This window comes from Niabella agricola (genome assembly GCF_021538615.1).
Lineage (GTDB): Bacteria > Bacteroidota > Bacteroidia > Chitinophagales > Chitinophagaceae > Niabella > Niabella agricola.
This window is the reverse complement of record NZ_JAJHIZ010000003.1, coordinates 63,194-75,734: the sequence shown is the minus strand read 5'-3', so window position 1 is coordinate 75,734 and position 12,541 is coordinate 63,194. Positions and strand designations below refer to the sequence as shown.

Annotated in this window: 10 protein-coding genes; 7 read left to right on the top strand and 3 right to left on the bottom strand. The window is 48.2% G+C overall.

All coding sequences use genetic code 11. The annotated features are described in order from the left end of the window. Nucleotides 1–26: 26 nt before the first annotated feature. On the bottom strand, nt 27–761 hold the full coding sequence (locus LL912_RS05715; RefSeq protein ID WP_235552616.1) for a GntR family transcriptional regulator: 735 nt from the start codon (nt 759–761) through the stop codon (nt 27–29). Between the two features lie 373 nt (nt 762–1,134). On the opposite strand from LL912_RS05715, the gene LL912_RS05710 reads away from it, so the two are divergent. After that, nucleotides 1,135–1,869, top strand: coding sequence for a DUF481 domain-containing protein (locus tag LL912_RS05710; RefSeq protein WP_235552615.1), 735 nt, complete (start codon nt 1,135–1,137; stop codon nt 1,867–1,869). Nucleotides 1,870–2,133: 264 nt separating this feature from the next. On the opposite strand, the gene argS is transcribed toward LL912_RS05710, so the two are convergent. Further along, on the bottom strand, nt 2,134–3,909 hold the full coding sequence (argS, locus tag LL912_RS05705) for an arginine--tRNA ligase (RefSeq protein ID WP_235552614.1): 1,776 nt from the start codon (nt 3,907–3,909) through the stop codon (nt 2,134–2,136). Between the two features lie 74 nt (nt 3,910–3,983). Here argS and LL912_RS05700 point away from each other — a divergent pair, with 74 nt between their 5' ends. Next, nucleotides 3,984–4,508, top strand: coding sequence for a GtrA family protein (locus LL912_RS05700; RefSeq protein ID WP_235552613.1), 525 nt, complete (start codon nt 3,984–3,986; stop codon nt 4,506–4,508). A 776-nt stretch (nt 4,509–5,284) separates the two neighbouring features. On the opposite strand, the gene LL912_RS05695 is transcribed toward LL912_RS05700, so the two are convergent. Further along, nucleotides 5,285–6,706 carry a DUF4403 family protein gene (locus LL912_RS05695; protein WP_235552612.1) on the bottom strand — a complete coding sequence of 474 codons (1,422 nt, stop codon included), beginning with the start codon at nt 6,704–6,706 and terminating at the stop codon, nt 5,285–5,287. Nucleotides 6,707–6,989: 283 nt separating this feature from the next. Here LL912_RS05695 and dnaK point away from each other — a divergent pair, with 283 nt between their 5' ends. The 5 genes from dnaK (at nt 6,990) to LL912_RS05670 (ending at nt 12,404) form a co-directional block, all read left to right on the top strand. After that, entirely contained in the window at nt 6,990–8,906 is a 1,917-nt protein-coding gene (gene dnaK, locus LL912_RS05690) for a molecular chaperone DnaK (RefSeq protein ID WP_235552611.1), read from the top strand. A 301-nt stretch (nt 8,907–9,207) separates the two neighbouring features. After that, nucleotides 9,208–10,656 (top strand): Gfo/Idh/MocA family protein, encoded by a 1,449-nt coding sequence (locus LL912_RS05685; protein ID WP_235552610.1) that lies wholly within the window; start codon nt 9,208–9,210, stop codon nt 10,654–10,656. Between the two features lie 320 nt (nt 10,657–10,976). After that, nucleotides 10,977–11,516: a lipocalin family protein gene (locus tag LL912_RS05680; RefSeq protein ID WP_235552609.1), complete on the top strand. Its 540-nt coding sequence runs from the start codon at nt 10,977–10,979 to the stop codon at nt 11,514–11,516. 165 nt (nt 11,517–11,681) lie between these two features. Further along, entirely contained in the window at nt 11,682–11,909 is a 228-nt protein-coding gene (locus LL912_RS05675) for a hypothetical protein (RefSeq protein WP_235552608.1), read from the top strand. Nucleotides 11,910–12,110: 201 nt separating this feature from the next. Next, entirely contained in the window at nt 12,111–12,404 is a 294-nt protein-coding gene (locus LL912_RS05670) for a hypothetical protein (RefSeq protein WP_235552607.1), read from the top strand. Nucleotides 12,405–12,541: the final 137 nt, after the last annotated feature.

The window sequence follows — 12,541 nt, the reverse complement described above, 5'->3', positions numbered from 1 at the left end:
AAGGTTGCAAAGAAGTAGCAAATCTGTTACTGATCCCTGCGGCTTTCGACGGTGTATACAAATGAATCGGCTTTATAATAGCCGAGATTGTATTCAATAGGGCGTTCGCCCCGGTCGTACACAAACCGTTTACGAAATAATACCGGATCTCCCTGGGGAATCTCCAGTTTTTCGGCAATAAATTTTGATGCAGGTTTCGCACTGATCTCCTCTTTGGAAAGATTTACCACAATGTGGTGATTTTTCTCCAGCATTTCATACAGCGGCGTATTAAAATCTTCTTCACCGGTTAAACCGATCCGGGGATGAAAAAAAGAAACAAAATAAACAAAGGGCGCCTCCGGACGTCCGCGCAGACGCTCCAGCTTCAGGATTTTCTTATCGGGCGCGATCTGGAAAAATTGAGCAATGGCTTCTTCCGGGTGTACCCAGCTTACATGCAATTCATAATTTTTAATGGGAATGCCCCTGGTTTGCATTTCCTGCGAAAAACTCAGCCAGTTGTTGGATTTTGAACTTACTGCGGTTCCGGCAACACGGGTACCGATCCCTTTCTTGCGGATCAATAATCCGTCATACACCAGTTTATTCAATGCCTGCCGCAATGTAGTACGCGAAATGGCCAGCTGCTTGGCCAGATCAACCTCGTTTGGCAATAATTTCCCATTGGCAAACTGGGGGTCCTTGATCAGGTTGCGAAGGAGTTGTTCTGCCTGTACATGAAGCGGAACATGATTTTTATGGTCCAGCGAAAGTTTCATTGTTTTAATGCTTAAGGACAAAAATAGAACTATTTAAACATTTAACGCCCGTTATGGCACTATACATATGGAGCATACCAGCGGCTGATGAAAGATACAAAAAAGAATGGCAAATAATTGGTTCCCTGCTATCTTTCATGATTTTATGGCAACCATTCACCGGCGAACGGTGCAGGGAGGCCCGTGGTTACCCGCAAATAAAGCTTTTATGTGATTATGTATGAACAATAAAAGCGTGGTAGGAAATCCCTGTTTCAGATGTCATTTGGTGTGGGCGCCACCTGCAGTACATGAGGAGCGGGGCTAAATGGATGGATGCATCCGGTCAATCGCTGCACAATTATTTTAGGTGATCCGTGTTATATTCGCGGGTATGGGTGAGCGCTGTTTGATGCTATTGTTTTTGCTGCTGCCGTGCCTAGCAATTGCGCAGTTTAATGATTCGGTACGCCACTACCTGAATGCCGGTTTATCGGGTACGCTGAACCAGTCTTCGGGCAGCAGGAATTATCTTTTGAATAATGCATTAAAATACAGATTTTATAAACGGAAGACAGAGCTGAATGCGAGTGCTGCCTGGATCTACGGCCAGAACAGGGAGGGGCTCACGAATAATGATGTTACCACGGCGCTTGATTTTAACATTTACAAGGATACGGCCGCGCGTTTAAATTACTGGGGACTTGCTGCATATGCCAGCAGCTACTCCTTAAGAATCCGCAGTCAGTTCCAGTCCGGATTGGGAGTGGCCTGGAAGCTGGTGGATAACGGAAAGCTCTATTTCCGGTTGAGTGATGGTATTTTATTTGAACAAAGCGATATTGCTCCCAGCGACAGTACGCGGGAGCGCTACCATACCTTCCGGAACTCGCTGCGTTTGCAACTCCGGTGGCATCCGTACAAGGTGCTCTCTTTTGAAAGCACTTCATTCTGGCAGCCATCGTTAAAGCGTATCAGCGATGCGATTATTACCAGCCAGCTGGGACTGAATCTAAGGTTGGTCAGGTGGCTTTCCTTATCAACCCGGCTGCATTACAACCGTATCGCCCGCACCCATAAAGAGAACCTGTTGTTTACCTACGGCCTGCTGTTTGAACGTTATTTTTGAGTGAACCGGAGCCGATGGTGGTAAGAATATTGCGCCACCGCGAAACAGTCATTGAGTCCGCGGGGGCTTGTAAAAAGCTGATGGGAACGAAAACTCATCGCCCTTGTACAGTTAGCAGAAACCGCAACACAAAGACCGGTATAAAGAAACAAGAAGGCTTCGTTGCGTTCCTGCTCCTTGGCGCCGTCGCGTGAAACGAACCTCCAACAGAAGACCAGGAATGCTTCTGCGGATCGCTTTATATATGTAGGTCTCCCTGAACCGTTACATCCGCTCAGGCACCCGGATACCCAGGAGGGCCATAGAGGCTGCGATGGTTCCGGCGGTAAGTGTACAGATTTTCAGCCGTAGGTTTTTTTTCTCCGGTGTTGCTGCATTGCGCACAGAATGCGCGGTATAAAAACTATTAAACAGCTTTGCAACGCTGAAGGCATAAATAGCCAGCAGGGAAGGGTTGTGCTCAGCAGCGGCCTGCTTTACCTGTGTGTGGTATTGCTCCAGCAGGATGATCAGCTCTTTTTCCAGGGGCTCCAGTTGCTCCGGGTCGGCAATTCCTGCTGCCAGCGGCTCATTCCGCAGGATCGACCGGATGCGGGCATGGGTATACTGGATAAACGGACCGGTAAAGCCCTGAAAATCGATACTTTCTTCCGGGTTAAACACCATCCGTTTTTTGGGGTCCACCCGCAGAAGGAAGAATTTCAATGCCCCCAATGCAATGGTGTCATACAATTCTTTAAGTTCGGTTTCGGAGAAGTCCTTCACCTTGCCCAGTTCTTCTGTTTTTGCCGCTGCCACTTTTACCAGTTCATCCAGCAGGTCATCGGCATCTACCACCGTGCCTTCCCGGGTTTTCATGCGTCCGCTGGGCAATTCCACCATTCCATAACTCATATGGTAAATACCACCGGCATAGGGTTTACGAAGTTTTTGCAGGATGAGCTGTAATACCTTCATATGGTAATTCTGCTCATCGGCAATTACATAAATGCTTTGATCGTATGGGAAATCCTTGTATTTTTCATCGGCCAGTCCCAGGTCCTGGGTAATGTACACGGCCGTGCCATCCTTCCGCAGCACCAGTTTTTCATCCAGTCCTTCTGCAGTAAGATCAATCCACACACTGCCATCCTCTTTTTTAAAGAAGACACCGTCTTTCAGTCCTTCTTCCACAAATTGTTTTCCTAATATATAGGTATCGCTTTCATAATAGATCTTGTCAAAATCGGTGCCGATGCGCTTATAGGTTTGATCAAAGCCGGCATATACCCAGCGATTCATCTTTTCCCAGAGGGCTATTACTTCGGGGTCGCCGTTTTCCCAATCCACCAGCATTTGCTGCGCGGCTTTCATAATGGGCGCATTCTTTTCGGCGTCTTCCTTGCTCATCCCTTTTTCGATGAGTTCCGCCATCTGTTCCTTATGCTTCACTCCAAACAACACGTAGTAATCGCCTACCAGGTGATCGCCCTTAATGCCGGTAGATTCCGGCGTGGCGCCGTTGCCATAGAGTTGCCAGGCCACCATCGATTTGGAAATATGGATACCCCGGTCGTTGGAAATACAGCATTTTTTTATCTCGCTGCCTGTTGCTTTCAGAATCTCTGCAATGGACCAGCCCAAAAAATTATTGCGCAGATGCCCCAGGTGCAGGGGCTTATTGGTATTGGGAGAAGAATATTCTACCATTACTTTCGAAGCCTGCTGTTCCGATTTCCCCAGCGACGGATCGGTATAGCTGGTATTCAGGAAAGCCGTCCAGAAATCGTCTGCAATGGACAGGTTCAGAAATCCTTTGATTACATTAAACGAACGGATGAGGTTGGGACGTCGGTCTGCCAGGAATTGCCCGATCTCTGCACCCAGTTCCTCCGGTTTTTTCTTCAGTTCTTTTATAAGGGAAAATAAAACGATGGTATAATCGCCTTCAAATTCAGGCTTTGTACTGTTTATGGCGATCGACGAAGGGGTCAGATCTTTTTGATACAATTCTTTTAATGCATCCGCAACAATCGGCCTCAATGTATCTACAATGCTCATTCTTAACAATTTTGATGCAAAAATAAGGAACACGGGCGCAGAAATCATGTTAATAAGGAATATCTTCGCTGCCGATGAGGCAGCATTTATATAGTGTAAGGGACCGGTTGCTCCCGTTGATCGACTTTTTTTACCCGCCATTTAAACGGATCATGCCGCTGCAAACCTTCCGGTATGCGGTTTCCGGGGCATCCAATACCTTTCTCGGGCTGCTGTCTTATTATATTGCCTATAAGTTTATTTTCCGGGAACAGGATTTTCATTTTGGTTTTTATGCGTTAAAATCACACGTGGCGGCCCTGGGCGTGTCCTTTGTGGTGAGCTTCCTGGTAGGCTTTTTCCTGATGAAATACGTGGTATTCGACGATAGCCGCATCCGCGGCCGGGTGCAGCTGTTCCGTTACCTGCTGGTATGTGTGTTTAACCTCACCATTAATTATGTGTTGCTGAAGATAATGGTAGAGGTCTGGGGCATTTATCCCATTTTTGCGCAAATCGGTACTACGGTGGTGGTGGTGCTGGTCAGTTACCTGGCACAGCGGCATTTCAGTTTTAAAAGGGTGCCGGAGCCTACCTACTTGGAAGAGGAGGAGTTATAAAACACCCTTGTAAAATGTGGAAATGGGGTTCCCTTCGGGGAATGTAAAATAACCAATAAGAAATATTAAATGTAAAAGTGAAGATGCGGTACTGCCCGTTAGTCTATGGTGCAGCCCTGTAAGGGCTTCCTATTGGTAACTCAGAACAGAAGCAGAATAAAAGCCCCGTAGTGGGCGACCTGTTTCCCCATAACCCACCCGCAGATAACAGGGAATGGCTGATAGCGGGTCGGCAGCGGCGAAGGTCATCAGGCAGGAAACGGATCCAGCCCACCATGTCGGGCACGCCTGGAGCCTTCCCCTTCGGGGAATGTAGAATAACCAATAAGAAATATTAAATGCAAAAGTAAAGATCCGGTACTGCACAATAGTCCATGGTGCAGCCCCTGTAAGGGCTTCCTATTGGTAACTCAGAACAGAAGCAGAATAAAAGCCCCGTAGTGGGCGACCTGTTTCCCCATAACCCACCCGCAGATAACAGGGAATAGCTGATAGCGGGTCGGCAGCGGCGAAGGTCATCAGGCAGAAAACGGATCCAACCCACCATGTCGGGCACGCCTGGAACCTTCCCCTTCGGGGAATGTAAAATAACCAATAAGAAATATTAAATGTAAAAGTGAAGATGCGTTCCTGCTCTGTAAACCTCCGCCGATCGATATGTTAATATCTGATATCTGACGTCTGGTGTCTGGCATCTGACATCTCACCAAGCCGGAACGAAAACCAATGGGGAACATTGAACTTTAAAACCCTGATCTATAGTAGGAGCGGAGCGATCAAAGGTTCAGTGCGGCCACCTTTAACGAAAAATCCCCATCACAGTAAGCCCTCACGGCCAGCCAGCCGGATTGCGGAAAAATGCCGGCCACACGGATGTCTCTAACGCTTCCGCTGCCGGAGATTCCTTTCATAAACTGCCGGTTCAACTGCTGGTTCATATTGGTCCGGGCCGTGGAAAGCAGTTGGTTCAGGTCATATCGGGCCATTTTTTCAATTTCGCCGGTGATCTTTTTGGAAAACAGCCAGTCTGCTGTTTTTAACAACGCATTCCGCGACTGGATATCAAAATCGACATCGGCTACCTGCAGTGTTTTTGTATCGGCATAATACAGGGGTTTACCGGTTACGTAAAAGGTGCCGTCGTTGGAGCCGGTAAACTTTACCTGCATGACCAGGCGGTTATCCCTGCTGCCAAGAAGCTTGCACTCCAGGAAAATAAACCGTTTTTTAATAAAGGCCTTGCTAAAAGTGAATTCTTTTCCGGCAATCTGGCTGGTGAGGATGCGACTGAGCGAATCATAGTTCATTACCAGGTCGGCATAAACCTGGAATCCCCGGTTGCGGCTGAAATTGCTGATATGCGGTACAGGCGCGATAGCGGTAGCAGGCTTTTCAAACCGTACCACCGGTTTGGCTGCCAATCCCACATTGATCTGCAACTGGCTGCCGGCTGCCTGAATGCTGTTGATGCGGATCTTTTGAGGGTTGATCTGCAACCAGCCCATGTTGTTGATATTATACGGCGCATTGAGCTGGTTCCACAGGGTTTGAAAATGCGGCTTCAGATCGACCCGGCCATAACTCTTTTCCAGGTCGGCTTTTGATCCATCCAGTTCCTTTTTGAGCGCGTCCATGATCACCGGGGTAATGTCCTGCCCCCAAAAGCAAACAGCGCACTTATCTACCGGCTCCGGCTCTTTCCGGGTTACCTGCATTTTTATCGTATAGTTGGTCAACATCGAGATGGCAATGGTAAAGCCGACTTTCACTTTCCGTTCGCCTTCATCAACGCCGCACTGGCAAGCCGGTGTCCAGGGCGTAACGGCCTTGCCGTTGACACAGGCACGCGTAGACCCGATAATTTTGTAGTAGCCGGTAAAAGCGATGTCGAGGGTGGTGTTTTTTAAACTGAACTGTAATGGTCCGCGCCGGAAACTGTATTTATACCGGGTATCACAACCCTGCTGCACCCAGTCGTTGGGAAACCGGGGAGAAGTAAAGAGCGTGTCTACCTTTTTATTGGCCAGAGCAAAGAACGGAGCCAGGTCAACTTGAACCGGGAGGTTGAGCTCCGACTCGGGGACGACGGCAGCCGGGTATTCGGGCGGCGACAACAAGGGGGCCGGGGAATCGATATCCTGCGGGTACCCTGCGATAAACAGGCAGAGGGCGCATAAAAGAAGGAGTCCGTTCTTCATATTTTCAAATCTGGCGCTAAAATAGGAAATCAATGGCAGGAATAAACAATAGCATTGGTTCCTGCAGATAGCGCCGTTTTATACAACCCTGATCATAACTGCTTGCTGTTGAGCGTTTAAAATGACAGGATAGAAGCCAGGTTCCCGACACGGCGTCTGTTTGATGGGGATTTGCAAAGATTTCTGACATTTTTTCATATTCCGATACTGCGGCATAATCATTGAAAGTTAATTTCTGCCACAGATTGTGGTAATTTTTAATAAAAGGAGAAATTTAAATATTATGGGTAAAATTATTGGTATTGACTTAGGAACCACCAACAGCTGCGTTGCGGTAATGGAAGGTAACGAGCCGGTGGTGATTGCCAACGATGAAGGGCGCCGTACAACCCCATCCGTTGTTGCTTTTTTGAAAAACGGCGAGCGTAAAGTAGGGGATCCTGCGAAAAGGCAGGCGATCACCAATCCGCAAAATACGATCATGTCTGTAAAGCGCTTTATGGGCCGTCGTTTTGATGAGGTTTCTGAAGAGATCAGCCACTGGAGCTACAAGGTTGCACAGGGTGACAATAATACCGTTCGTATCGATATTGATGGACGTTTGTATACCCCGCAGGAAATATCTGCCATGGTATTACAAAAAATGAAAAAAACAGCCGAGGATTACCTGGGGCAGGAAGTAACCGAAGCGGTGATTACTGTTCCGGCATATTTTAACGATGCGCAACGCCAGGCTACCAAAGAAGCCGGTGAAATTGCAGGGTTAACTGTACGCCGTATTGTAAACGAACCAACTGCTGCTGCATTGGCCTATGGGCTTGATAAAGGCGGTAAAGATCACAAAATTGCTGTATTTGACCTGGGTGGCGGTACGTTTGATATCTCGATCCTGGAGTTGGGTGACGGTGTGTTTGAAGTAAAATCTACCAACGGTGATACACACCTGGGAGGTGACGACTTCGATAAAGTAATTATGGACTGGCTGGCTGAAGAGTTTAAATCTGAAGAAGGTATTGACTTAAGAAAGGATCCCATGGCACTGCAGCGTTTGAAAGAAGCGGCAGAAAAAGCCAAGATCGAATTGTCTTCTTCCAGCGAAACCGAAATCAACCTGCCCTACATTACAGCCGTTGACGGAGTGCCGAAACACCTGGTAAAAAAACTGACCCGCGCCAAATTTGAGCAATTGGCAGATAACCTGTTCGCCCGTTGTTTAAAACCCTGTGAAGCGGCGTTGAAAGATGCAGGTATGAATGCTTCTGAGATCGACGAGGTGATTCTCGTAGGCGGCAGCACCCGGATTCCTAAAGTACAGGAAATTGTAGAAAAATTCTTTGGCAAAAAGCCCAACCGTGGTGTAAACCCGGATGAGGTAGTGGCCGTTGGTGCAGCTATTCAGGGCGCGGTATTAACCGGCGAAGTAAAAGATGTATTGCTGCTGGATGTAACCCCGCTTTCCCTGGGTATCGAAACCATGGGCGGTGTGATGACCACGCTGATCCCTTCCAACACTACCATTCCTACAAAGAAATCGGAAGTGTTTTCTACTGCAAGTGATAACCAGCCCGGCGTGCAGATTCATGTATTGCAGGGTGAACGCTCCATGGCAAAAGACAACAAGAGTCTGGGGATCTTTAACCTCGATGGCATTCCGCCAGCCCCCAGGGGCGTACCGCAGATCGAAGTGATCTTCGATATCGATGCCAACGGTATCATGCATGTAACGGCAAAAGATAAAGGAACCGGTAAGGAACAGAAGATCCATATTGAAGCGGGAAGTGGTTTGAGCAAGGAAGAAGTGGAGAAAATGAAGGCCGAGGCAAAAGCCAATGAAGCCACCGATAAAGCAGAGCGTGAAAAGATCGATAAGCTGAATGCTGCAGATAGCCTGGTGTTCCAGACCGAAAAGCAGCTGAAAGAATATGGCGATAAGGTTCCGGCAGATAAGAAAACCGTGATTGAAGGAGCGGTAGCTAAATTAAAAGAAGCGCATAAACAACAGGATATTGCCGCTATTGATAAGGCTACTGAAGAACTGAACGCCGCCTGGACAGCAGCCAGCGAGGATATCTATAAATCCGGACAGGGCGCTGAGGGGGCACAAGCCCAGGCAGGACAGCCCGGAGGCGAGCAGGCTGCCGGTGGAAATGCAGGTGGTGCTGATGATGTTACAGATGTTCCTTTTGAAGAAGTGAAATAACTATTTTAATAGCAGAACGTGATCCCGGTAAGCAATTACCGGGATTTTTTTTATGTGGAAGACGATCCAGCTGCAGCAATGATTTCGTGCATCCGGTCATGCAAGCTTATGTTATTACCAGCACTCTGCGCCTATCTCAATGCCTGATGAAGCCTTAACCTATAGGTGCGCGATAGAACCCGGAAACAAGGCATCTTCCTTCTTTCCGGGCTTAAAACCGGAAGAGCAACCGTTTGCACAAGGGCTATAGTATTATAATGGCTATTTTTATAAACATTCTAAATAACAAAATACTTCCATTATGAGTAACCGAAGAAGCTTTCTTAAACACATTGCTGTGGGAACCGGCGCACTTGCCGTCAATCTGCCTGCCCTGGCCATTAACGATGACGATATGCAACACTCTTATGAACGGGAAAAAACGGGTGCCCGTTTTAACATGAGTGGCTACGGCGCACCAAAGATCGACCGGGTGCGTATCGGCTTTATCGGTCAGGGCATGCGCGGTCCGGGCGCCGTTCAGCGGATGTCGCATATTGATGGGGTGGAGATCGTTGCTATTTGCGACCTGATCCCCGAACGTGCCACGAAATCCAATGCCCTGGTGCAGAAAACCGGCCGCCCAGCTGCCAAGGAATATTCCGGTGAAAATGGATGGAAAGACATGATCCGGAAAGAGGAGCTGGACCTGGTGTACATTACGACGCCCTGGAACCTCCACACACCCATGGCGCTTTTCGCCATGGAAAACGGCTGCCACGCCGCTTCCGAAGTGCCCATTGCCCTTACCCTGGAAGATTGCTGGAAACTGGTGGAAACCTCCGAACGCACCCGTAAACATTGTATGATGCTGGAGAACTGCTGCTACGATTTCTTCGAGCTGCTGACCCTCAACATGGCCCGCCAGGGTATGTTTGGCGAGCTGGTGCATGCCGAGGGAGCATACATTCATGATCTGCGGGACCTGAACTTCAAAAAAGACACGGGTTACCAGAATATGTGGCGCCTTCGCCAGAATTATGAGCATAACGGTTGCCTGTATCCCACACACGGCCTGGGTCCGGTGGCACAGTGCATGAACATCAACCGGGGCGATAAAATGGACTGGCTGGTATCCGTGTCCAGCAACGATTTCCAGATGGGACAGATGGCCAAAGACCTGGCCGCCAAAGATCCATATTTCAAGCAGTTTGTGGGCAAGCCCTACCGCGGCAACATGAATACGACCACCATTAAAACCAATAAAGGAAAAACCATCATGATTCAGCATGATGTAACTTCGCCCCGCCCGTATTCCCGCATCCACCTCGTAAGCGGCACCAAAGGGGTGGCGCAGAAATGGCCGGATCCCGAACGCATCGCTTTCGGTCATGAATGGATCAGCAGCGAAGAACTCAAAAAACTGTACGACCAATATACCCCCGAGATCGTCCGGAAAATCGGCGACCTTGCCAAACAGATCGGGGGGCATGGCGGTATGGACTTTATGATGGACTGGCGGTTGATCGACTGTTTGCGTAACGGGCTGCCGCTTGACCAGGACGTATATGACGGTGTGGCCTGGAGTTGTATATTCCCGCTAAGCGGCCGATCCATTGCCAAACGCTCTTCCAGCGTGGATATCCCCGATTTTACCCGCGGTGCCTGGAAAACCAACGCCCCTGTAGAGTTGACACTGAAGGGCGGCGGCACCACCGGCGTGGTGAACCTTGAGAAAAAAGACGCATCTAAACAGCTAAACGTACATTAGCCGGATTTGTACCGGTTTTTTAACAGCGCTCTGCACAAGTGAGGAGCGCTGTTTTTTATTCAGGCAATGTTCCGGTTACTGCATAACGAAGCAACAGGCATTATGCTTCCTGAAAAAGAATGATGCATGAATAAACATTAAACACCAGGTTCTCCCGGATAAGCAGCGTATCCGGAATCAACCGGAATATTTTAAACGGCCCTGGCGCACACAGCGCAACACCGCAAATGCCCCTTTATAATGATTCCAGGCACAACTTTTGAGACGAAATAATGACCTTATTTGGGGGGCGGATGCTGCAATCGGTTAAAAACAAAAGCATGCAAAAAAAACAATGGATGAAGGGACTGGTACTGGCAGCCCTGGGGGCAGCCATTGCCGCAGTGATAAAACGACGGACCATACCTAAAGGTGTGAAGGCCGTAGCCGGCTTTGAAAAAGACCGGTACCTGGGGCGCTGGTTTGAAATAGCCCGTTTTGATTTCTATTTTGAGAAACACCTGAGCCTGGTAACCGCTACCTATACAAGCAGGGATGACGGCACCATAGAAGTGGTAAACCGGGGCTTTGATTACTATAAATCCAAATGGCAGCAATCGACCGGCCGGGCAAAATTTACAGGTGACGAGCATACCGGAAGTCTGGTCGTTTCTTTTTTCGGACCTTTTTATGCAGGCTATAATGTAATAGCCATCGATCCCGGTTACCAGTATGCGCTTGTTTGCGGTAAAAGCAGGAAATACCTGTGGCTGCTCTCCCGGCAAAAGACCATGCCCGCGGCTGTAAAAGAACATTATCTGCACATAGCCCGGGATTTTGGATTCCCGGTTTCCAGGCTTACCTGGACCCAGCAAGACTAACCGTAATAAAAGTTCGGTCGGATTTTTTAAACCTTTTTCTTTACGGGTTGTTAAATAGATCGAACGTATATGTTAAATACCAGACCGTGAAGGCACCCAGTACGAATAAAATGCGGTACTGTATTTAAACGTCAATATTTTTTAATGTTTAAATAATGTAATCGTATGAGACCTGCAATGAAAGAAAACAAGGTTGGTTTTTTTGACAAAGATTCGCGCCATTATTTGCCGGTAACATTCACCGGAGACGCTATTCAGCATCTTTCTTCCTTAACGAACGCTTTTAACATTAAAGAATGGGTATGGCATACCGAAGAGATCGACGGTAAAAAATATTGTATTGTAACCGATCGGCGACAACCGGCTGGCAGCCCGGACCGTTTACCGGCCTGAACTGAAGGCAGCGGGCCGGCCGCTGCATAGGGTTTGTATAGCACCCGGCCTGCGGTGCCCGGTAACAGCAGCGTTCTGTGCTGCGATAGCAATGCCGTAAGCTGCTATGCGGTCAGGGCCTTCGCATAGCAGCTTTAACGGTTTTGTTTTTAAGCGGCCCTGTTTATTATTTTAAAATGATCAATACTACTGTGTAAACGTATGGATAAAACCCGTTTTTATATTGTGGTAGACATGAAAACGCCCAACGGGTATATTACCTATTGCCAGTTTTTTATTGGCCAGGACAAAGAGCGGGCGGATACGGTTTTTTATTCATTAACAGGAATGATACCGGAGACCTCCCATAGTGCATATGTGCTAAGGATGTGCCTGGTTGATCAACGGGATAAGTCCCGTGTTGTAAAGGCCATCCGCTATTGCACACTGGATGATCTTGCCGATAATGTTTTATTAATTACCAGGGAAGTTTTTAAATGGCTGACGCTGCATTAGGCTTATACATTCCCGCATGGCATCAGGGAAGCGCGCTATCTGCTCCCGGGATGATCTCTAAACCGTAACGGCATCTTCATTTTTATATTTGACATTGGGTACTGTTGTCATATTTCCGACAGGAAGGTTTAAAGCTT

Coding starts and splice junctions, on each gene's coding strand:
- LL912_RS05715 (WP_235552616.1), bottom strand. CDS start 761: ATGAAACTTTCGCTGGACCATAAAAATCATGTTCCGCTTCATGTACAG.
- LL912_RS05710 (WP_235552615.1), top strand. CDS start 1,135: ATGGGTGAGCGCTGTTTGATGCTATTGTTTTTGCTGCTGCCGTGCCTA.
- argS (WP_235552614.1), bottom strand. CDS start 3,909: ATGAGCATTGTAGATACATTGAGGCCGATTGTTGCGGATGCATTAAAA.
- LL912_RS05700 (WP_235552613.1), top strand. CDS start 3,984: ATGAGGCAGCATTTATATAGTGTAAGGGACCGGTTGCTCCCGTTGATC.
- LL912_RS05695 (WP_235552612.1), bottom strand. CDS start 6,706: ATGAAGAACGGACTCCTTCTTTTATGCGCCCTCTGCCTGTTTATCGCA.
- dnaK (WP_235552611.1), top strand. CDS start 6,990: ATGGGTAAAATTATTGGTATTGACTTAGGAACCACCAACAGCTGCGTT.
- LL912_RS05685 (WP_235552610.1), top strand. CDS start 9,208: ATGAGTAACCGAAGAAGCTTTCTTAAACACATTGCTGTGGGAACCGGC.
- LL912_RS05680 (WP_235552609.1), top strand. CDS start 10,977: ATGCAAAAAAAACAATGGATGAAGGGACTGGTACTGGCAGCCCTGGGG.
- LL912_RS05675 (WP_235552608.1), top strand. CDS start 11,682: ATGAGACCTGCAATGAAAGAAAACAAGGTTGGTTTTTTTGACAAAGAT.
- LL912_RS05670 (WP_235552607.1), top strand. CDS start 12,111: ATGGATAAAACCCGTTTTTATATTGTGGTAGACATGAAAACGCCCAAC.